The sequence below is a fragment of the Micromonospora sp. CA-249363 genome, from assembly GCF_050950185.1.
Taxonomy (GTDB): domain Bacteria; phylum Actinomycetota; class Actinomycetes; order Mycobacteriales; family Micromonosporaceae; genus Micromonospora.
The window spans coordinates 4,804,042-4,824,917 of sequence record NZ_CP192020.1; the positions used below are offsets into that span (position 1 = coordinate 4,804,042).

General features: G+C 72.3%; 19 protein-coding genes. 4 read left to right on the top strand and 15 right to left on the bottom strand.

Translation table 11 applies throughout. The features are described from left to right. Positions 1–53 precede the first annotated feature (53 nt). Together ACQPZK_RS21230 and ACQPZK_RS21235 are read right to left on the bottom strand one after the other, a co-directional pair. Positions 54–647: a nucleotidyltransferase family protein gene (locus ACQPZK_RS21230; protein ID WP_433539261.1), complete on the bottom strand. Its 594-nt coding sequence runs from the start codon at positions 645–647 to the stop codon at positions 54–56. 317 nt (positions 648–964) lie between these two features. Continuing rightward, the gene (locus tag ACQPZK_RS21235; RefSeq protein ID WP_433534685.1) at positions 965–2,644 is read right to left on the bottom strand and encodes a bifunctional 3'-5' exonuclease/DNA polymerase; all 1,680 of its coding nucleotides are present in this window, start codon (positions 2,642–2,644) and stop codon (positions 965–967) included. Between the two features lie 129 nt (positions 2,645–2,773). Between ACQPZK_RS21235 and ACQPZK_RS21240 the strand changes: the two genes are divergently transcribed. Together ACQPZK_RS21240 and ACQPZK_RS21245 are read left to right on the top strand one after the other, a co-directional pair. Further along, positions 2,774–4,498 (top strand): ABC transporter ATP-binding protein, encoded by a 1,725-nt coding sequence (locus tag ACQPZK_RS21240; RefSeq protein WP_433539262.1) that lies wholly within the window; start codon positions 2,774–2,776, stop codon positions 4,496–4,498. Between the two features lie 50 nt (positions 4,499–4,548). Continuing rightward, positions 4,549–6,240: an ABC transporter ATP-binding protein gene (locus tag ACQPZK_RS21245; RefSeq protein WP_433539263.1), complete on the top strand. Its 1,692-nt coding sequence runs from the start codon at positions 4,549–4,551 to the stop codon at positions 6,238–6,240. Between the two features lie 6 nt (positions 6,241–6,246). On the opposite strand, the gene ACQPZK_RS21250 is transcribed toward ACQPZK_RS21245, so the two are convergent. The 5 genes from ACQPZK_RS21250 to ACQPZK_RS21270 are packed head-to-tail and all read right to left on the bottom strand — an operon-like array spanning position 6,247 to position 11,265. Beyond that, positions 6,247–7,176 carry a carbohydrate ABC transporter permease gene (locus tag ACQPZK_RS21250; protein WP_433534686.1) on the bottom strand — a complete coding sequence of 310 codons (930 nt, stop codon included), beginning with the start codon at positions 7,174–7,176 and terminating at the stop codon, positions 6,247–6,249. Next, positions 7,176–8,084, bottom strand: coding sequence for a carbohydrate ABC transporter permease (locus ACQPZK_RS21255; protein ID WP_433534687.1), 909 nt, complete (start codon positions 8,082–8,084; stop codon positions 7,176–7,178). Before ACQPZK_RS21255 ends, ACQPZK_RS21250 begins: the two co-directional genes overlap by 1 nt. A gap of 18 nt (positions 8,085–8,102) precedes the next feature. Then, on the bottom strand, positions 8,103–9,539 hold the full coding sequence (ngcE, locus tag ACQPZK_RS21260; protein WP_433534688.1) for an N-acetylglucosamine/diacetylchitobiose ABC transporter substrate-binding protein: 1,437 nt from the start codon (positions 9,537–9,539) through the stop codon (positions 8,103–8,105). A gap of 26 nt (positions 9,540–9,565) precedes the next feature. Continuing rightward, the gene (locus ACQPZK_RS21265; RefSeq protein ID WP_422735821.1) at positions 9,566–10,315 is read right to left on the bottom strand and encodes a sugar isomerase domain-containing protein; all 750 of its coding nucleotides are present in this window, start codon (positions 10,313–10,315) and stop codon (positions 9,566–9,568) included. Beyond that, positions 10,312–11,265 (bottom strand): MurR/RpiR family transcriptional regulator, encoded by a 954-nt coding sequence (locus ACQPZK_RS21270; protein ID WP_433534689.1) that lies wholly within the window; start codon positions 11,263–11,265, stop codon positions 10,312–10,314. The genes ACQPZK_RS21265 and ACQPZK_RS21270 overlap by 4 nt, the downstream gene beginning before the upstream one ends. Positions 11,266–11,470: 205 nt before the next feature. Here ACQPZK_RS21270 and ACQPZK_RS21275 point away from each other — a divergent pair, with 205 nt between their 5' ends. Next, positions 11,471–12,457 (top strand): N-acetylglucosamine kinase, encoded by a 987-nt coding sequence (locus ACQPZK_RS21275; protein WP_433534690.1) that lies wholly within the window; start codon positions 11,471–11,473, stop codon positions 12,455–12,457. A gap of 186 nt (positions 12,458–12,643) precedes the next feature. Here the strand turns inward: ACQPZK_RS21275 and ACQPZK_RS21280 are convergent, their stop codons facing one another. The 7 genes from ACQPZK_RS21280 to ACQPZK_RS21310 all read right to left on the bottom strand — a co-directional run bounded on the left by ACQPZK_RS21280 (position 12,644) and on the right by ACQPZK_RS21310 (position 18,330). Further along, positions 12,644–13,072 carry an SRPBCC family protein gene (locus ACQPZK_RS21280; RefSeq protein WP_433534691.1) on the bottom strand — a complete coding sequence of 143 codons (429 nt, stop codon included), beginning with the start codon at positions 13,070–13,072 and terminating at the stop codon, positions 12,644–12,646. Beyond that, positions 13,065–13,385, bottom strand: coding sequence for an ArsR/SmtB family transcription factor (locus ACQPZK_RS21285; RefSeq protein WP_433534692.1), 321 nt, complete (start codon positions 13,383–13,385; stop codon positions 13,065–13,067). Before ACQPZK_RS21285 ends, ACQPZK_RS21280 begins: the two co-directional genes overlap by 8 nt. Continuing rightward, positions 13,378–13,755, bottom strand: a complete 378-nt coding sequence (locus tag ACQPZK_RS21290; protein ID WP_433534693.1) for a VOC family protein — start codon at positions 13,753–13,755, stop codon at positions 13,378–13,380. Before ACQPZK_RS21290 ends, ACQPZK_RS21285 begins: the two co-directional genes overlap by 8 nt. A gap of 69 nt (positions 13,756–13,824) precedes the next feature. Next, on the bottom strand, positions 13,825–15,336 hold the full coding sequence (locus ACQPZK_RS21295; protein ID WP_433534694.1) for a CoA-acylating methylmalonate-semialdehyde dehydrogenase: 1,512 nt from the start codon (positions 15,334–15,336) through the stop codon (positions 13,825–13,827). Next, positions 15,333–16,631: an aspartate aminotransferase family protein gene (locus ACQPZK_RS21300; RefSeq protein ID WP_433534695.1), complete on the bottom strand. Its 1,299-nt coding sequence runs from the start codon at positions 16,629–16,631 to the stop codon at positions 15,333–15,335. Before ACQPZK_RS21300 ends, ACQPZK_RS21295 begins: the two co-directional genes overlap by 4 nt. 101 nt (positions 16,632–16,732) lie before the next feature. Continuing rightward, positions 16,733–17,449 (bottom strand): hypothetical protein, encoded by a 717-nt coding sequence (locus ACQPZK_RS21305; RefSeq protein WP_433534696.1) that lies wholly within the window; start codon positions 17,447–17,449, stop codon positions 16,733–16,735. Then, the gene (locus ACQPZK_RS21310) at positions 17,446–18,330 is read right to left on the bottom strand and encodes a hypothetical protein (RefSeq protein WP_433534697.1); all 885 of its coding nucleotides are present in this window, start codon (positions 18,328–18,330) and stop codon (positions 17,446–17,448) included. Before ACQPZK_RS21310 ends, ACQPZK_RS21305 begins: the two co-directional genes overlap by 4 nt. Positions 18,331–18,402: 72 nt before the next feature. On the opposite strand from ACQPZK_RS21310, the gene ACQPZK_RS21315 reads away from it, so the two are divergent. Further along, positions 18,403–19,353, top strand: a complete 951-nt coding sequence (locus ACQPZK_RS21315) for a hypothetical protein (RefSeq protein ID WP_433534698.1) — start codon at positions 18,403–18,405, stop codon at positions 19,351–19,353. Positions 19,354–19,468: 115 nt separating this feature from the next. Here ACQPZK_RS21315 and murD read toward each other — a convergent pair whose 3' ends face one another. Beyond that, entirely contained in the window at positions 19,469–20,815 is a 1,347-nt protein-coding gene (gene murD, locus ACQPZK_RS21320; RefSeq protein WP_433534699.1) for a UDP-N-acetylmuramoyl-L-alanine--D-glutamate ligase, read from the bottom strand. Positions 20,816–20,876 lie beyond the last annotated feature (61 nt).

Genomic DNA, 20,876 nt, shown 5'->3' on the forward strand with positions numbered 1-20,876 from the left:
CTGGCAACCAAAAGTGCAAGATCGGCGCGGTCCGGGGCGGCGCGGTCCAGCGCTCAGACCTCGACGCGCTGAGGTGGAACCGTCAGGCCGTAGAGCTCCATCAGCTCCGGGGTGTCGACGCGGCTGCCGTCGGCCACCGAGTCGCAGGCGATGTCGACGATCTGGTCCTTGTGCGCCAGCAGGTACGGCCGCGCGCCCACGTCGGCGCTGGCCAGAGTGGCGATGCCGGGCCAGTGCCGGCGGCCGAACACCATGGGGTAGCCGCGCAGCCCGTCGTAGGTGGCGCAGACCAACACATCCGGGTACGGCAGCGCGGCCACCCGGCGTACCGCCGCGGAGGTGAGCCCCGGCATGTCGACCGGCACCACCACCACCGCCTCGATCCCCGCGTCGTCCATCGCGGCCAGCCCGGCGCGGATGGACGAACCGACTCCGGTGCCCCACGCCTTGTTGACCACGACAATGGCCGTACCCAGGTCAGCGGTCTCCCGGACCTGATCGGCGGCGGCCCCCAGCACGACCACGATCTGCTCGCAGCCCGCCTCGGTCATCGTGTCGATCATCTGGTTGACCAGGGGCTTCTCGCCCTGGTGCAGCAGCGCCTCGGGCCCGCCGATACGGCGCCCCCCACCTGCGGCGATGATCATTCCTGCGATCCGGTTCAGCTGCGCCCCCTCAAGCACGGGACCGACCGTGACCGGCCGGCCCCTCCTACGGACACTGCAACGAGGAGTGCCGCACACGGGTGGCGGGGCGAAAAGGGAAAATAGTGCAACCGTTACGCAATGGACCGGTGATCGACCCCAGATCGCGGATGTGGTGGCATCCGGGTCGCGGGATACCCCCAGGTCGCCGATGTGGAGTCGATCATCGGGCGTGACGGCTCGACCGGGCCGGCCGGGACCTCGCCGGGCCGGCCGGGACCTCGCCGAGCCGGCCGGGCCGCTCACCCCGACCGAGCCGGTCAGGTGGCGTCGGCGTAGCAGTCGACTATGGACAGGTCGAGCGGGAAACGCACCGGGGTGTCACCGAACAGCAGTTGGGTGGCCCGCTCGCCCGCCCGGCTCACCGCCGCCGCCACCTCTTCGGCCTGCTCGGCGGGGCAGTGCGCCATCACCTCGTCGTGCTGGAAGAAGACCAGCTCGGCGTCGGTGCCGGCCAACTCGGCGCGCAGGGTGGCCAGCAGCGTGGAGGCCCACTCGGCGGCGGTGGCCTGGATGACGAAGTTACGGGTGAAGCGCCCCCGGGACCGCGCGGCACGCGCGCGCGGGCTCTGCCGGTCGGCGGCGGCGTCCGGGTCGATCGGCCCCTCGTCCGGGTCGGCGAACCCGACGCCGCCCGGCGGGCACGTCCGTCCCAACCAGGACCGCACCAGGCCGCCCGCCTCGCCGGTACGCGCCGCCGCCTCCACGTAGCCGAACGCCGTCGGGTAGCTGTGCCTCAGCACCGCCAGCGCGGGCACCGCCGCTCCGCCGGTCTGCCCGTACATGGCTCCCAGCAGCGCCACCTTGGCCCGGGGGCGGTCACCGCCGAACGACTCCCGGGCCAGCGCGGCGTAGAGGTCGCCGGCGCCACCCGCCGCCGCCAGTCGCGCGTCCCCGGAGACGGCCGCCAGAACGCGGGGCTCCAACTGGCCGGCGTCGGCCACCACCAGCCGCCAGCCCGGGTCGGCCACCACCGCCCGACGGATCACCTTCGGAATCTGCAACGCGCCACCGCCACGGGTCGCCCAGCGGCCGGAGACCACCCCGCCCGGCACGTACTCCGGCTGGAAGCGCCCGTCGCGCACCCACTGCTCACGCCAGGACCAGCCGTGCGCCGTCCAGATCCGGTACAGCTCCTTGTATTCGAGCACCAGTGGCACCGCCGGATGGTCGACGCCGCGCAACACCCAGGCCCGGGTGTTGGGCAGCTCGATGCCGGCCCGGGCGAACGCCTTGAGCAACTCGGCCGGGGAGTCGGCGTGCAGCCGCCGGACGCCGAACGCGTCGGCGATCCGGGCCGCCAGCTCGGCCAACCGGCGCGGTGGCCCGCCGACCGGAGACGGCTCCCCCAGCAGCTCGGCGAGGATCTCGTCGTGCACGTCGGCACGCCAGGGCAGCCCGGCGGCGCCCATCTCCGCAGCGATCAGGGCGCCAGCCGACTCGGCGGCCACCAGCAACCGGAACCGGCCGGGGTGCTCGGTCCTCAAGGTCCGGGCGAGCTGGTCGGCGTACACCTGGGTCAGTGCCTCGATGCCCGGCCCCGGCGGACCCGGCAGCGTGTCGAAGAGCGCGCCCTGGCCGTGGCCGGGCGGCGCGGCGACGCGCGGCGGTGGGTCGGCCGGCACCGGCCCGCCGCTCAGGCGGGCCCAGGCGGCGGCCAGCGCGCGGGGCTCGCCCCACCGGCCGGCGTGCCCGAGCAGCAACGCCTCGGTCAACTCCACGTCGTGGCACCGCTCGACCCGCGCCCCCGCCCGCAACAACGCCGGGTAGATCGTGCCCGCGCTCGCCCAGACCCAGCGCGGTCGCTCGGCCGCCTCCCGGGCGACCACCGCGGACGCGAGGTCGGTGACGGTCTCGGTCGGGCCGGCAGGGCGGCCGGTCGCGTCGAGTGAGCGCAGCTCTCCCCCGCCCTGCTCATCCGCCACCACCGCCACCAGCACGAATGTGATTCTGCCTTCCCCGTCCGACAGGAAAACCGGTCGGTGGGTCGGCGCGGCGCTCGGTAGCGTGGTCAGGTGCCCGTCCAGATCCCGCACCCCGACCCCGGCACCCCCGACACCCGCGGTCCGATGCGGTACCTGTGGTGGCTGGTCCGTCGCCAGCCCGGACGGGTGCTGCGCGGCAGCCTGATCGGCACCGCCTGGATGGTCGGGCTGTCGGTCCGGCCCTACCTGATCGCCCGCGCCGTCGACGACGGCCTGCGCGACCGCGACGCCCGCGCCCTGGTCCTGTGGGTCGCGGCGATCGTCGTGGCGGGAGTGGGGTTGTCCTACCTGGGGATCATGCGGCACCGCACGATGACCTTCATCCGGGAGGACGCCAAGGCCCGCTCCGCCGAGGTGCTGCTGCGTCACCTGTCCCGGGTCGGCGCGGCGCTGCCACGCCGCTCGGCCGCCGGTGAGGTGGCCACCGTCGGCGGGTCCGACATCGAGTGGACGGCTCAGGTGCTGACGCTGACCGGGCCCGGGGTCGGGGCGGTCGTCGCGTACGGCGTCATCGCCGTGGTGCTCTGGTCGATCTCCCCGCTGCTCGCGCTCTGCGTGCTGGTGGGCATGCCGGCGGTCGCGCTCGTCGTCGGGCCGCTGCTGCGTCGGCTCGAAGGGGCGGAGTCGGTCTACCGTCGGCAGCAGGGCGCGCTGACCGCCCGGTCCGGCGACATCGTGGCCGGGCTCCGGGTGCTCGCCGGGGTGGGTGGTCGGGACCTCTTCGCCCGCCGGTACGCGAGCCGGTCGCAGGACCTGCGCGCCGAGGGCTACCGCGTCGGCGCGGTGATCAGTTGGATCGACGCGGCGACCGTCGCCATCCCCGGCCTGTTCCTCGCGGCGGTGGTGTGGCTGACCGCGCGGATGGCGGTGACCGGCGACGTCACGGTCGGCGAACTCGTCGCCGTCTACGGCTACGTGGCGACGCTGGTCGTGCCGGTCTGGTTCCTGTTGGAGGGCAGTCACCAGCTCATCCGTGGTCGGGTCGCCGCCCGACGGATCGTCGATCTGCTCCGACTCGCTCCGGACGACGTCGGTGGGCCGGGCCGCCGGTGGCCGGCCGCTGTCCCCGGTGCTCGCGACCCGCACGCCGGGCCCGCGCCGACCGGGCCCGCCGACCTGCGCGACCCGTCGACCGGGCTGACCGTACGGGCCGGCCGGCTGACCGCGGTGGCCGCCGACGACCCGGCGGACGCCGTGGCGCTGGCCGACCGGCTCGGCCGGTACGTCGTCAGCGACGTCACCTGGGGCGGAGTACCGCTGACCGCGGTCGCCCTGGACGAGGTCCGGGCCCGGATCCTGGTCGCCGACCACGACTCGTACCTCTTCGCCGGCACGCTGCGCGACGTGCTGAGTACACGGGCCGACGACGACGAGGCCCGCGCCGCCCTGCGGACCGCGTCGGCCGACGACATCGTCGACGCCCTGCCGGCCGGGCTGGACACCCCGCTCGACGCCCGGGCCCGGACACTGTCCGGCGGTCAACGCCAACGGGTACGCCTGGCCCGGGCGCTGCTCGCCGAGCCGGAGGTGCTGATCCTCGTCGACCCCACCTCCGCCGTGGACGCGCACACCGAGGCCCGAATCGCCGAACGGCTGCACGCGGCGCGGGCGGGAAGGACCACCCTGGTGCTCGCCACGTCGCCGCTGCTGCTCGGCCGTGCCGACGAGGTCGCGCACCTGAGCGCGGGCCGGATCACCGCCACCGGCACCCACGACGGCCTGCTCGAATACGTCCCCGGTTACCGGGACCTGGTGGCCCGGGGCAGCGACGACGAGCCGCTCGCCGACGCCGAGGAGGCGCACCGGTGAGCCGGCTGCCGGTCGCGGACCGCGCCACCGTACGCCGCGCCCTGCGGGACATGATCAGCAGACATCGCCGGGCGGTCGGCGTCGTACTGGCGCTGCACAGCGCCGCCGCGCTGGCCGGGCTGGCCCCGCCCTGGCTGCTGGGCACCATCGTCGACCGGGTCACGGCGGGCGCGACCGTGGCGACCGTGGACCGGCTGGCCCTGGCCATCGCCGGCTGCGTCGTGGTGAGCGCGCTGCTCGCCCGCTACGCCCAGTACGCCGGTCACCGCTTCGGCGAACGCGCCGTCGCCGAGCTGCGCGAACAGTTCGTCGACCGGACGCTCGCCCTGCCCGTGTCGGTCGTGGAGCGGGCCGGCGCCGGGGATCTGGCGACCCGCAGCTCCGTCGACGTGGCGACCGTCGGCACCACGGTCCGGGACGTGGCGCCCACCATCGTCATCGCCTCGGTGCAGTTGACGTTGCTGTTCGGCGCGGTGTTCGTGCTGCACCCCCTGCTCGGGCTCGCGGCGCTGGCCGGGCTGCCGTCGATCGTCGCCGCGACCCGGTGGTACCTGCGACGGGCCAGCTCCGCGTACCTCACCGAGGGCGCGGAGGCGGCCGAGCTGACCGAGGCGTTGACCACGACCGCCGAGGGCGCCCGCACGGTCGAGGCGCTACGGCTGGCCGACGACCGCGTCCGGTACGGCACCGCCCGCGTCGCCCGGGTGTGGCAGGCCCGACGGGCCACGCTCGCCCTGCGTACGGTGTTCTTCTCCACCGTCGAGGCCAGCTATCCCCTGCCGATCGCCCTGGTCCTGCTGGTCGGCGGCTACCTGCTCTCCGCCGACCTGGTGTCCCTCGGGTCGGTGGTCGCCGCCGCGCTCTACCTGCAACAGGCCATCGATCCGATGGACCGGCTGTTGCAGTGGACCGAGCAGGCGCAGCGCGGCTTCGCGTCGTACGCCCGCGTGCTCGGGGTGGGGCTGGTCCCGCCGGAATCGCCCGGCGTGACAGCCACCTCGCGGGGCGAGCGGCTCATCGTCCGTGGGGCGCGGTTCTCGTACGCCGACGGCCACGACGTGCTGCACGGCATCGACCTGGAGGTGCGGCCCGGGGAACGGCTGGCGATCGTCGGCCCGTCGGGCGCGGGCAAGTCGACGCTGGCCCGGCTGCTCGCCGGGATCGACGCGCCCCGGCAGGGCGTCGTCAGCATCGGCGGTTGCCCGGTCACCGACCTGGACCCGGCCGAACGGCGACGGCGGATCGCCCTGGTCACCCAGGAGCACCACGTCTTCATCGGCTCGGTCCGCGACAACCTGGCGTTCGCCGCCCCGGACGCCACCGACGAGCAGATGCGCGCCGCGCTCGCCACGGTGGGCGCGGACTGGTTCGACGCGCTGCCCGACGATCTGGACACGGCGCTCGGCGACGGCGCGCGACAGCTCGGCGCGGCCGAGGCCCAGCAGCTGGCGCTGGCCCGGTTGGTGCTCGCCGACCCGCACACGCTGATCCTGGACGAGGCGACCGCCGCTCTCGACCCGAGCACCGCCCGGCGGACCGAGCGGGCCCTCGCGGCGGTGCTCGTCGGACGGACGGTCATCGCCATCGCGCACCGGCTGAACACCGCGCACGACGCCGACCGGGTGGCCGTCCTGGCGGACGGTCGGATCACCGAGATCGGCAGCCACGACGAGCTCGTCGCGGCCGGCGGGGCGTACGCGGCGCTCTGGCGCTCGTGGCACGCCCGCGCCGACGCGCGGTGACCGTCCCTACTTGACGGCGCCGGAGGTGAGGCCGGCCTGGATCTGACGTTGGAAGACCGCGTACACGATGATCATCGGGAGGATGGCGATGGTCAGCGCGGCGAACAACCCGGACCAGTCGGCCTCGTAGCCGGCGTTGACCGAGATGTCGGCGATGCCCTGGGTGAGGACCCACTTCTGCTTGGCGTTGGAGAGCAGCACCAGCGGAAGCTGGTACTGCGCCCACTGCCCGATGATGTTGAAGATCGCCACGCTGATCAGGCCCGGCTTCGCCATCGGCATCATGACCTGGAAGAACAGCCGGGTGTGCCCAGCGCCGTCGATCATTCCGGCCTCGGCGACCGAGGACGGCAGCGTCTTGAAGAACGCGGCCAGGAAGAACACCGTGAACGGCAACGAGTACGCGATGTAGACCAGGATGACGCCCGTGTAGGTGTCCAGCAGGCCGATGTTCTTCACCGTGAAGAACAGCGGCACCAGGGCGAGGAAGACCGGGAAGGCCAGCCCCGAGACGAACAGGTAGTAGATCGCGCGGTTGCCCCAGAACTTGTACCGCGCCAGCACGTACGCGGCCATCGAGCCGAGCAGCATGGTGCCGAAGGTGCTGCACGAGACCACGAACACGCTGTTCAGGAAATAGCGGCCGACGTTCGCCTTGGTCCACGCCCGGCCGAAGTTCTCCCAGCGCAGCTCCGCCGGGAGCGTCCACGGACTGCTGAAGATCTCGCTGGTGTTCTTGAACGCGGCGAGGAACGTCCACAGGATCGGGATGATCACGATCACCGCCCACACGGCGAGCGCGACATGCCCGAGGCCGGCGAAGAGCCGTACCTCCTTGCGGGGGCCCTTGTCACGCCGACCGTCCGTCGCGGACGGATCGCCGGTCTTCGGCGGTAGCGCCGCCGGCGTCGGCGGCAGCGTCGACTGCGGGTTCATCAGTACTCCACGCTTTCCCGCTTGGTGAGCCGCAGCGTCAGCGCCGCGAACGTGAGGGTGAGGAAGAACAGCGCCACGCCCATGGCGGAGGCGTAGCCGTACTTCGAGTAGACGAACGCGTTGCGGTAGATCTCCATGGCGAGAACGGTGGTGGCGCCGTCCGGGCCGCCGCCGTCCACCGAGAGCACGGCCACGATGGCGAACGCGTCGAAGGCGGCGATGCCCAGATACACCCACGCGACCTGGAGGGTGTCCCAGAGCAGCGGCAGGGTGACCCGGAAGAACAGCGTCACCCTGGTCGCCCCGTCCATCTCCGCGGCCTCGTAGATCTCGCCCGGGATGGAGGCCATCCCGGCCGAGAAGAGCACCACGTAGAAGCCGACGGCCTGCCAGACCAGCACCGCGATGATCGACCAGAGCGCGAGGTTCGGCTTGATGAGGAAGAGGATCGGCTCCAGGCCGAACTTCATCAGCACGCCGTTGATCAGCCCGGACTCGTTCGGCCGGTAGACCATCTGGAACAGCACCGCGATGATCGCCACCGCCAGGACCTGGGGGAAGAAGAACACCACCCGGTAGAACTTCGCCCCCCAGACCCCCTGGCGTTGACCGCCACTGCTCTTGCCGCCCACGTTGAGCAGGAAGGCGAAGAACAGCGCGATGGCGATCGTGATCAGCGGCAGGGCAAGCAGCAGTACGCCGTGGTGCTGGACCGCCTTCCAGAAGGCCCCGTCGTCGAGCAGCCTCCGGTAGTTGTCGAAGCCCACCCACTGCGGGGCGGAGAGCCCCCGCCAGTTGGTCATCGAGATCTGGAACGCCTGAATGTACGGCCAGATCACGAATGTCACGTACAGCGCGACCGGGGGGAACAGGAACCCGATCACGAAGGGATACTTGCCGTGCCGCATGACCCTAGCTCCGATCGATCAGCGCTTGAACTTGGCGACCGAGCTGTCCTTCTTGATCGCGTCGGCGCGCTTCTGGATCCGCTCCACGAAGGCGTCCGCGTTGATCCGGCCGAACATCAGCTCGTTGGTGGCGGTGCGCGCCTCCGTGTCGAGCTCCTTGTACCAGCCGTCGAAGTACAGGTTGAACACGTCCTGGCCGGCCGCCTTGAGCGCGGCCTGCGAGCTGGCCACACCGGGCGGGAAGGCGAAGCCCTCCGAACCGGCGGTGACGACGGTCGGCGCCTTGACGACCTCGGTGAAGCCCTTCGCGCCCGCCACGGACAGCATCTGGCGCATGTACTCCAGACCGCCCCTGGGGTTCTTGCTCTTGGCCGAGACGAAGTAGCCCTCGCCCGCGGTGGCCCGCAGGGCGGTGGCCGGCAGCTTGTCCGACGCGGTGAGGCTCGGCACCGGCATGAGCTGGTAGTCGAAGCCGGCCGGGGTGTCCTGCTTCTGCTCGCCCTCCAGCCAGTCACCGCTGGGGTACAGGGCGACCTTGTACTGGTTCTGCCGCAGCTGCACGTCGGTGTGCTTGAGACCCTCGAAGCTCTTGTCGCTGAACTTCGCCCCGACCTCGGCCCACGCCGCGGCAGCCTGCTTGACCGCGTCCTGCTTCCAGGCGCCGTCCTCCAGGTTGTCGATGTTCTTCAGCACGTCCGTGCCACCGATCTTGGCGGCCTGGGTGAGGATCACGTTCCACTGGTAGTAGGCCGCGTTCGCGCCCGCGTACCCGTACGGCGTGATGCCCTTGGCCTTGATGGCGGTGAGCAGCTTGATGAAGTCGTCCCAGGTCTTCGCCGGCGCCCAGCCGTTGTCCTTGAACAGCTTGGCCGAGTACCAGATGCCGAAGACGGTGGAGACGTAGTACAGGACGTACGGCTTGCCGTTGAACGAGCCCGCCTCGACGGTGCCCGGCACCACGGTGTCGCGGACCTTCTTGGCCGGGTCGTCGACCGACGGGGCGTCCCACAGCTCGGTGAGGTCCTGGAGCTGACCGTCGGCGACCAGCGAGCCGAAGTCGATCAGCTTCTCGCCCGAGTTGTTCACGAACTCCGGCGGGTTGCCGGACGCGAACCGCGGCTGGAGCACCGTGGAGACGGCCTGCGTGGACTGGTGCTTGATCTCCGCCTTGGGGAACGCCTTCTTGTACAGCGGCTCGTGCACGTCGGTCGCGTACTTCTCGCCGTAACCGCCGTTGAAGATGATCACCTCGATGGGAGCGTCGTCCTTGACGCCCAACGGGTTGGTCGCGCTCTTGGTGCCTTCGGCGGCCTTCTCGTTGTCGCTGTCACCGCTGCTCGTCGCGCAGGCGCTGAGCAGGCCGATGGCCGGGGTGGCGAGCATGCCCACGGCGGCGGCGCGACGCAGCACCGTGCGACGGTCGAGCGCGGCCGGGTGCTCGGGGGTAATCGACATCGTCGTCTCTCCTTGTGGAATTCGGGTCAGGCGGTACGCCGGAGACGCCCGGCGTACCGCGACTCGAGGGCGATGTTGTGCTCGTCCCCGCCGGGGACGTTGGCGGAGAGGTAGATAGGGGGCACCTCTCCGGCCTGGTGGAACCGTCGTACGACCTCGGCGGTCAGCAACTGCGCCAGCAGCGCAGTCGTGACCGAGGAGACCGCACAGACCGCGCCGCCGCCCTCGAGCGGCAGCAGTGCGTCACCGTACGGCGCGCCGTTGTCCAGCACGACGTCGGCGAGGTCGGCGAGCCGTTGACCGGACGGGTGCCGTGGCGCCACCCGCGCGGTGTGCTCGACCGAGGTGACCGCGATCAACGGGTGACCGCGCTCGGTGACCAGCGCCGCCAGCTCGACCACCGAGCCGTTGATGCCGGACTGGGACGCCACCACGAACACGTCGCGCGGCTGGGGCGCCGCGAGCGCGTAGATCTGGTGGGCGATGGAGGGATCACGTTCCAGCTTCGGGTCGGCGAGCACGTCCCGCGGGGCGTCGCCGTGCACCACCAGGTCGCGTACCGAGAGCCGGTTCGTGGGGACGAGCCCGCCGGCACGGGCGACCAGCTCGGCGGCGAACGCCTCGGAGTGCCCGGCCCCGAACGCCTGGAGCACGCCACCGGCGCGCAGGCTGTCGGTGATCAGGTCGGCGGCCCGGGTGAGCCCGTCGGCCTCCGAGTCGAGCAGGCGGTCGAGCACCGGGCGGACGGCGTCCGCGTACCCCTGAGCGCTGATCATGAGAGGCTTCCCTTCGCGGCCTTGTGCCCGTCGACGGCCTGCGCGGTACGCCGGAAGGCCGCGTGGGCGCGGTCGTGGGTGCGCTGCGCGACGGCGATGTAGAGCAGGTCGAGCACCACCAGTTGCGGGTGGCGGGCGGAGAGCGCGTCCGGCCGGAACGTGGTCGCCTGGCTGGCCGTGAGCAGCACGATGTCGGCCAGCTCGGCCAACGGCGAGCGGGGGAAGCCGGTCAGGGCGAGGGTCGTGGCGCCCCGGCTGCCCGCCTCGGCCAGCATCTCGATGGTCTCCCGGGTCTGGCCGGTGTGCGAGATGCCGAGCGCGACGTCGCCGACGCCGAGCAGCGCGGCGCTGGCCAGCCCCTCGTGCACGTCGCTCCAGGCCCAGGCCGCCACCCCGATGCGGTGCAGGCTGAACTGCATCTCCTCGCCGACGAGCGCGCTGCCGCTGGCCCCGAAGATGTTCACCCGGCTCGCGCCGGCGATCGCCACGGCCGCGCGTTCCACCTCGCCGAGATCGAGCAGCGCGGCGGTGTCGTGCATGGCCCGGGTGTCGGCGGCCATGATCTGGTCGAGGACCCGGGCGAGGGGGTCGTTCGGCTGGATCTCGCGGCCGATGTCGACGGTCCAGCCGGCCGAGCGGGCCCGGCCGGTCTCCGCGGCGATGCCGAGGCGCAGGTCGGCGTACCCTTCGAAGCCCATGGCCCGGCAGAAACGGGTGATGGTGGCCGGCGAGGTGCCGCTGCGCTCGGCCAGCTCCACGATGGTCGAGCGCGCCGCGGCCTCGGGGTCGCTGAGCACGTGGTCGGCGACCCGGCGCAGTGCGCCGGTCAGCTCATCGAGCCCGTTGCGCACCCGGGCGAGCACCCCGTCGGAGGACGCGCTCCTTCGGTCGATCACGTGGGCGTCGACCACCGCGGTCCCCGCGGCAGTGTCCACCTCGTGATCAACCATGGGACGCCTCACCTTTCCGAAAAGACTGTTAACTGTTAGTGGTAAAAGTTCTTACTGAAGGGCCCTCTGTGTCAAGACTGTGGGCGAAGTTTTCAAACTGTTACCTGGCGCACAGCCCTCGCCGATCCCCCGGAGTTGCCCTGCGCGGCCGTGCCGACCAGCATGAACAGGCCCATGACCGCGCAGCGCAAGGAGGCCCGTGCCGATGTCCGACACCGTCGTGGTCGGTCTCGACGTCGGGGGTACGTCCACCCGGGCGACCGCCCTGACCCTCGCCGGCGAACGCCTCGGCACCGGTAAGGCCGGCGGCGGCAATCCCACCAGCCACGGCGCCGAACGGGCCGCCGCCGAGGTGTCGACCGCGTTGCGCGCCGCGCTCGCCGACGTTGACCCGAAACGCGTCGCCGCCGGCACCATCGGGCTGGCCGGCGCCGCACGGCTGCTCGCCGACCCCGCCGGACGGGCCGCCTTCGACCGGGCCTGGCACGACGCCGGCCTCCGCTGCCCGTACGCCGTGCACGGCGACGCCCTCGTCGCCTACGCCGCCGGCACCGCCGAGCCGAACGGGACGATCCTCATCGCCGGCACCGGCGCGATCACCGCGCAGGTCGTCGACCTGCGGCTCGACCGCGTCGCCGACGGGCACGGCTGGCTGCTCGGCGACGCCGGATCGGGCTTCTGGCTCGGCCGCGAAGCGGTCCGCCGACTCCTCGCCGACCTGGACACCGGTCACGCCCCGGGCCGGCTGGGCACGGCCGTGCTCACCGAGTTGGTGGGCAGCGCCGACGTCGCCCCCCGCCCCCGCGACACCGTGGACGCCACGATCCAGGCGGTCACCCGCCGACCGCCGATCGAACTCGCCCGGCTGGCGCCGCTCGTCGTCACCGCCGCGACCGACGGAGAACCCGTCGCCACCGCCCTGATCGCCGAGGCCGCCACCCACCTGGCCGAGAGCGTCACCCGCATCCGCCCGGCGGAGTCCACGACGCCGGTCGTGCTCGGCGGCGGACTACTCATCGCGGACACTCCACTCGCCACGGCCGTCCGCGCCGAGATCGGCCGGCGCTGGCCGTCGGCGTCATTGCGTACCGCCGGCGACGGCGCGGCCGCAGCCGCCTGGCTCGCCGCGCGCAACCTCCCCGAGGTCACCGACCCGGCCGCCCTGCACACCCTCCTCTTCCCCGCCCCCTAGCTGCCCCACCGCGCGCCCCTGCCAGGGTGCAAGATCGCGCCCGATCCAGGAAGTGGTGGCCTCTCGCCGGGAGGAAGGGACTCTTTCCAGGATCGGGCGCGATCATGGGCGTGCAGAGCCCGGCGGGAGGCCAGAGCCTGTTCCACAAGGACGGTCGAGCCGAGGCGGAGTCCGGTCAATCAGGCGCTAGGGCTGGAGGACGTCGAGGACCGTGGTGAGGCGGCGCCAGACGTGCGAGCGCCAACCGCCGTCGAGCAGGGCGTAGGTGCGCTGCTGGAGCGGGTCGTCCGGATCGAAGCCGGAGTGTTCGAGGAAGAGCCGGGTGCCCCGGCTCTCGGCAGCGAGGGTCCAGGTCACCACCGTGTCCAGCGATCCACCCCGCCAGGACCAGCGCAGCAGGCGCTGCGGGTCCAGGTCCAGCACCTCGCAGTGCACGACGCCGTCGAACCCAGGGCGCGGGGCGGTGCGGAACGTGAACCGGTGGCCCACGACCGGCACGAAGTCGGTCTCCATGAGCCAGCGCGCAATGAGATCAGGATCGGTCAGTGCTCGCCAGACCTTGGCCGGCGGGTGGGGCAGGAACTGGTCCACCCGGATGGTGCCGCGCTCACTCATCGTCAAGCTCGTCCAGAACATCGCGCAGCGCACCGAGGCGACCACGCCAGTACGCCTCATACGGGCTGAGCCACTCGGCGACCTCCCGCAGCGGCTCCGGACGCAGGGCGTACAGCCGCTGCCGGCCGACCGGCCGCTCGATCACCAGGCCGGCCTCCTTGAGCACCTTGAGGTGCTCGGACAGGCTCGGCCGGCGCATGTCGAACTGGTCGGCGAGCCGCTGCACCGGCTGCTGCCCACCGTCGCGCAGCAGCCGCAACAGCTCACGACGGGTCGGGTTGGCCAGCGCCGCGAAGACGTCCGGCTCAGACACGGGTGGCCTGGAGGACGATGCCGTTGCCGTCGGGGTCGTCGAAGGTGGCGCACCGACCCCAGGGGGCGGACCGGATGCCCCCGTCGGCGAAGTCGACCCCCCGCTCCCGGAGGCGGACGACGTCCGCGTCCAAGTCGTCGGTCTCCAGCACCAGGCCCTTGAGCGACCCGGCCGGCATGGTCGGGAACCAGTTCACCAGGGTGAGGGCGGTGGCGGCGCCCGGAGGTGCCACCTGCACCCAGCGCCCGCCGTCGGGGCCCATCGGGTTGTCCCGAACCAGGTCGAACCCGCGAACGTCGACGTAGAAGTCGCGGGCCCGATCCTGGTCGGCGACGGGTACCGAGAGTAGTTGTACATGGGTCACGGTCATGCCGACCACAATAGGTAGGAGATTTCCTACCGGTCAAGCCGAGACCCCGCTGCGGGTGATCCTTATCGGTCAGGTTTGGGTGGGGAAGCCTAGGTTGACGCCGCCGTGGCGGGGGTCCAGCCACCGGCTGGTGACCACCTTGCCCCGGGTGAAGAACCGCACCCCGTCCTCGCCGTGGGCGTGCAGGTCACCGAAGAGGGACGACTTCCAGCCGCCGAACGAGTGGTACGCCATGGGCACCGGGATGGGCACGTTGATGCCGACCATGCCCACCTCCACCTCGTGCTGGTAGCGCCGGGCCGCGCCGCCGTCGTTGGTGAAGATCGCCGTGCCGTTGCCGTACGGGCTGGCGTTGACCAGTTCCACGGCCTCGTCGTACGAGTCGACCCGCACCACGCTGAGCACCGGCCCGAAGATCTCGTCGGTGTAGATCGTCATGTCCGGTGTCACGCGGTCGAACAGGGTCGGGCCGAGCCAGAAGCCGTCCGGGTCGCCGTCGGGCGTCACGTCGCGGCCGTCGACCACCGGCACCGCTCCGGCGGCCACGCCCGCGTCCACGTAGGACCGCACCCGCTCGGCGTGCGCGGCGGTGACGAGCGGTCCCATGTCGCAGCCCCGCCGGCCGTCACCCGTGCGCAGCCCGGCCATCCGGGCGGCGATCCGCTCGACGAGGGCGTCCGCGACCGGCTCCACCGCCACCAGCACCGAGATGGCCATGCACCGCTCCCCCGCCGAGCCGAACCCGGCGTTGACCGCCGCGTCGGCCGCCAGGTCCAGGTCGGCGTCGGGGAGCACCACCATGTGGTTCTTCGCCCCACCGAGCGCCTGCACCCGCTTACCGGCGGCGGTGCCGCGCTGGTAGACGTGCCGGGCGATCGGGGTGGAGCCGACGAACGACACCGCGCGCACCTCCGGATGGTCCAGCAGCGCGTCGACCGCCTCGGCGTCGCCGTTGACCACGTTGAACACCCCGTCCGGCAGGCCGGCCTCGGCGAACCACTCGGCCAGCAGCAGCGCCGCGCTCGGGTCCTTCTCGCTCGGCTTGAGCACCACCGCGTTCCCGCAGGCCACCGCCACCGGGACGAACCACAGTGGCACCATCACCGGGAAGTTGAACGGCGAGATCACCGCCACCACGCCGACCGGCTGCCGGATCGTGTACGAGTCGACCTCGGTGGAGACGTTCTCGCTGAACGCGCCGCGCAGCGCCGAGGGCAGGCCGCAGGCGTACTCGATGACCTCCAGGCCGCGCTGCACCTCGCCGGCGGCGTCGGCGAGCACCTTGCCGTGCTCGGCGGTGATCACCTCGGCGAGCCGGTCGCGGCGGGCGTGCACCAACTCCCGGAACGCGAACAGCACGGCCGACCGCTTCGCCAGCGAAGCGTCGCGCCAGTCACGGGCCGCGCACGCGGCGGCCCGCACCGCGACGTCGACGTCCGCGGTCGAGGCCAGCTCGACCTCTGCGGTACGACGACCCGTGGCCGGATCGAACACGTCACCCCGTCGCTCGGAGGTGCCGCCGACCCGCTTGCCGTCGACGAAGTGACCGATGCTCACGCCGCCCGGACCGCCGATGCTCATGCCGCCACCTCCGCGGACGAGCGGATCGCGTCGACGAGGATCGCCAGGCCCTCACGGGCCTCCTCCTCGGTGAGCGTCAACGGTGGCCCCATCCGTAGCACGTTGCCGTACAGGCCGCCCTTGCCGGTGAGCAGACCGCCGGCCCGGCACGCCTCGAAGACCCGGTTGGTCAGGGTGGCATCCGGCTCACCGCTGCCCGGCCGGACGAACTCGACGCCGAGCATGAGCCCCTTTCCGCGTACCTCGGCGACGCAGTCGAGACCGCCCACGGCGGACCGCAGGCCGTCGGCGAGGATCGCGCCGACGCGGGCCGCGTTCGCCTGGAGGTCGTGCGCGACCAGGTAGTCGAGCACGGCGTTGCCGGCCGCCGTGGAGATCGGGTTGCCGCCGAAGGTGGAGAAGCTGATCCCCGGCACCGCCTGGAGCACCTCGGCCCGGCCGACCACTCCGGCCAGGGCGAACCCGTTGCCGATGCCCTTGGCGAAGGTGAGCAGGTCCGGGGTCACGCCGTGCGCCTGGTAGCCCCAGAAGTGCTCCCCGGTACGCCCCCAACCGGTCTGTACCTCGTCGGCGATGAACAGGATGCCGTGCTCGTCCAGGACCTTCTTCCAGGCGGCGAAGAGCCCGTCCGGTGGGTGCACGAACCCGCCCACGCCCTGGATCGGCTCGGCGATCAGCGCGGCCACGTCGCCGGACGTCTGGGTGGCCAGCACCTCACGCAGGTCCTCCACGGCCGCGTCGAGGCGCTCGTCGGCGCTCAACCGGGCCAGCAGGCCGCGTACCCGGTCACCGGAGTGCAGCCAGGCCACCTGCAACGGGTTGAGCGCGCTGGCCGACCAGGTACGGTTGCCGGTGACGCCCATCGCCGCGTACGACCGGCCGTGGTAGCTGTTGCGCACGGCCAGGACCTGGTGGGAGCGGCGATGGTTGGTGGCGACCAGCAACGCCGCCTCGTTCGCCTCGGTGCCCGAGTTGGTGAAGAACACCCGGGCGTCCGGAATGCCGGAGCGCTGGGCGATCTTCTCGGCCAGCTCGACCTGCTGGCGGATCAGGTAGAGCGTCGAGGTGTGCACGATGCCGGTGGCGAGCTGCCGTTCGACGGCCTCCCGGACCTCCGGGATGTCGTAGCCGAGCATGTTGGTCAACACGCCGCCGAAGAAGTCCAGGTAGCTGCGGCCCTGCGCGTCGGTGACCCGGCGGCCGGAGCCGGAGACCAGCTCGATCGGATCGGCGTGGTACAGCGGCATCCAGGGTGGGAGAACGGCCCGGTGCCGGGCCAGCAGGTCGTCGGTCATCGTGGCACCCTTCAGCGGCGTTCGTGGATACCGCACGCTCCCACCGCCGGCCAGCCCGGACAACTGGCAGGGTGTAGCGCAGAGCGGGTACGACCTGACAATCACGCCGCGCGCGGGCGCCACGGCAGGTGCAGAACGGCGGCGACCACCGCGAACGCCGCCCAGCCGGCCCCCAGCGCGCCGGCCGTCGAGACGTCCTGGACGTAGTGGTACCCGGCGAGAAAGGCGACCAGCGCGAGACTGTTGCGGGCGAAGTGCCCGGTGAACTCGGACAACTGGTGTCGCGCCTCGACGGCCACCAGCACCCCCGAGTACGGGAACGTCACCACCATCGCCCGCAACACGGCCCCGAGCAGCTCGGTGAGGATCGCCCCCACGAAGATCACCAAGAGCTTGAGCGGTACGGGCAGCCCTGTTGCGGCTGACCCGTGAGCCGCAACGGTGACCGGTTGGGCGTAACGACGTCGCAGCAGCATGGCCGTCGCCCAGAGCACGAGCGTGCCGGCGAGGGCCGCCTCGAACGGGACGTCGACGTTCACCAGGCCGGCGCTCAACGCCACGTAGACGCCGATCCCCGCGCCGTCGGCGAGCAGGATGGGCCAGCGCAGCCGGCGGTGGGTGACCGCCACGGTGACGAAGAACAGGTTGAGCCCGAGCACGCCGAGCACCTGCGCGCCGTCGACGTCGTACCCGGTGGTGACCAGGGCGAGCGTCATCGGCAACGGAAGGCTGTAGACCAGCGCCCGGAGCCGTACCGAGCGGATCACGCTCACCGCCCCGACCACGGCCGTCACCAGCAGGACGGCGCCCCACGTCATGGCGTCGGCGGCGGGTCCTCGAACGTCGCCATGCTCGCGCAGGCGTCGAACACCCGGGTCAGCCGCTCGACGTCGACGCGGTTGACGGAGAACTGGTTCTCGCCGATCTCGCCGTGGGCGGTCATCCGGGCCTCCCAGCAGCTCGACGAGTCCCAGAGCGTCAGGTTGACGAGCAGATGCGGGCCGACCGCGCCGAACGGCAGCAGACCCACCCGGGCACCGGCGGCCCGTTGCCGACCGACCAGGTCGGACAGTTCGTCGGTCAACGTGGCGTAGACGAAGACCCGGGTGATCCGGACGCCCCGTCGCAGGGCCTCGACGTTCGCCTCCCAGTAGCGGCGGCCGATCTCGCTACGCCACCAGCTCAGCTCCCCACTCGCCCGGGGCATCACGTTGGTCAACGCGTCCAGCCGGTGAACGCAGGCGCGGGTCGCACCGAGCAGGTCCTCGTCCTCGTCGCCCCGCCGGATGATGCGCCCCTGCGCGAACTGCTCGGCCTCCAGCCGGAACTGCTCGTAGCGTCGCCGCGCCTCCACCGCGACCCGCGTACCGGCGTGCTGCTCCGTCGCCTCCCGCATCGCGACGACCACCTCCGTGGCGGTGTGCGCGAGCCACGGTGGACCGTCCAACAGCGTCCGCAGGTGGAACCGGCGTTCCGCGCGGGCCAGCGAGTCCACCAGCAACGAGATGGTGATGCCCATCAGGCCGGCCAGCAGCGACTCCACGCCCGAGGCCGCGCCGGTGAGGTCGAGCAGGACGCTGAGGGTGATCGACAACGTGATGCCGACCAGCGCCACCGGGTCGGTGTGCGCCACCAGCCGCAGGAAGCCGCTCGCGGAGGTGCCGCCCCCGCGCCGCAGGCGCGCCACGTCACGGGTCATCGAAGTCCCCCCATCAGCCGCTGCGACCAGCGTAAAGACCAGCCACAACAGCGGGCCGGTAGCATCCGGCAGGTGCAGGAAGCGCAGACCGGTACGGTCGCCGAACGGATCACCCCCGACGTCGAGGCCTGGGTCCGCTCCACCCCGCTGCGCGGCCTGGTCCGGCACTTCGGCGGTGACTGGCCGGTCGGCGACCTGGCCGAGGCGCTGCGGTTCCTGGACGACTTCTCCGCCCGCCACTGGGACTTCCGGGGCGGTCGGGAGCGACCCGACGCGCGCGAGCCGAACCTCGATCCGGCCACCGCGGCGCTGGTCCTCGACGCGGCCGCCGCGCTCGGGCTCGTCCACCCGGTGCCGCCGGCCCGGTCGGCGTACGCCCATCTGGTCGTGCTGGGCGGCCTGGCGCACGCCTGCGTGCGGCGCGTCGGGTACGCGGCGCGCCTGCTCCGCGCCGGCCTGACGGTACGGGGCGAGGTCGCCGTGCTGGGCAGCTTCCGGCCGCTGTCCGAGTGGGAACGGGCCACCCTCGCCGACGCCGGTCTTCCGGCCGACGAGACCGAGGTGGACGTGCTGGACACCGCCGTCCGGCGGGTGTTCGAGGTGGCCGCGCCCGCGGAGCAGGCCGGCGTGGACGCCGGCCACCCGCACCACTCCTGGTCGTCGCGGACCTACCGACCGGCGGGACTGCCACCGGTACGGGTACTGGCCGCGCCGTCGAGCGAACCGGACCGGCGACGGGCGCACACCGCCGACACGCAGCGGTTCTGGGCCGGACACGTCCGGCTCGCGGCGGGCGACGAGGTGCTCACGGTCACCGCGCCCATCTACGTACCGTTTCAGCACTCCGACGCGCTGCGCACCCTGGCCCTGCCCTACGGCTGCGACATCGAGACGGTCGGGGTGGATCCGGCGGTGGCCGACGCGATGGCACTGCCCGAGCAGACTCTCACCCCGGGCCGCTACCTCCAGGAAATCCGCTCGGCGATCCGCGCGATGCGCGCCCTGCACGAAAGCCTGGGCTGAGCCGGCGGTGTCGGTAGGGGCGCTGTGCTCAGCCGGCGGTGTCGCGGCGCGCTGTGCTCACCCGGCGGTGTCGCAGCGGGCTGTGCTCAGCCGGCGGTGTCTCGGCGCGCTGTGCTCAGCCGGCGGTGTCGCGGACGGCCTGGGCGAAGACCTCGGAGCGGTGCTCGAAGTTGCGGAACCGGCCGTAGCTCGGGGCGGCCGGGGACAGCAGCACCACCCCGCCGGCCGGGGTGACCTCGCGGGACAGCCGTACCGCGTCCACCAGGTCGTCGACCAGTTCCGTGCGCACCTTCGGCAGGTTGGCCAGCACCTCGACGATCCGGGCGCCGCTGTCCGGGATGCCGATGACGGTCAGCTCGCGCTCGGCCAGGTGCTCGGCCAACGGGGTGTAGTCCAGCCCTCGGTCGTTGCCGCCGACGATCACCGTCAACGGCCGCCCGTCGTACGCGTCGATGGCGTGCATGGCCGCGTACGGGCTGGTGGCCAGCGTGTCGTCGACGAACGTCAACCCGGACGGGTCGGTGATCTCGGTGAGCCGGTGGGCCAGCCCCTGGAACTCGGCGACGGCGACGGCGAGGTGGTCCTTGGCGGCCACCACGTCGACGCCGAGCGAGTCGAGCACGGCGAGCGCGACGCACAGGTTGCCCTCGTTGTGCCGGCCCACCAGCGGCAGCACGGCACGCGGGAAGAGTGGCTGGTCGCCGAGGTGGAACCAGGGGGTGCCGTCGGCGCCGGTGGCGACGTTAGTGGTGTCGGGCCGGCCCGCCCGCACCGCGGGCAGGTCACCGAGTTCGGCGGCGAGCCTCGGGTCACCGCCGTTGACCACGATCGTCTGCGGGTCGTGCGCGAGCAGGTTGAGCTTGTCGCGGTAGTACTCCCGCTCCCCGCCGTGCGCGTCCAGGTGCTCGGGGAACAGCGCGGTGACCACGGCGACCCGGGGTGAGTCGGTGAGGTCGCTGCACTGGTAGCTGGACAGCTCCAACACGTACAGCTCGGCGTCGGGCAGGTCGAGCGTGGGCACCCCGATGTTGCCGCCGAAGACGTTGGGTCGGCCCATCGCGGTGAGCAGGTGACTGATCAGGCTGGAGGTGGTGCTCTTGCCCTTGCTGCCGGTGACACCGACCGTGCGCGCGGCGTGGTCGGCCATCCACAGGGCGGTGCCCTGCGTCACCGGAACTCCACGTCGCCGCAGCTCGACCAGCCACGGATGGGTCTGCGGCACCCCGGGCGAGCGGACCACCACGTCGGCGCCGGTCAACCGGGCGAACCCCGCTTCGCCGGTCACCAGGGGGGCCGCCTCGGCCAGCGGACCGTCCCACGGCAGCGACAGGAAGTTGGCGCTGTCGTCGACGGCGACCAGCTCGGCAGGGCCGTGCGCCGCGATGGCGGTCACAGCGGCCCGGCCCTCCCGACCGGTGCCCCAGACGGCGACGGTACGTCCGCGCAGGTCAGACAGGCGCACGGGGCTCTCCTCGGGGGTCACGGCGACGGCTGGTGGGGCCCGGTCCGGACACGGCCGGACG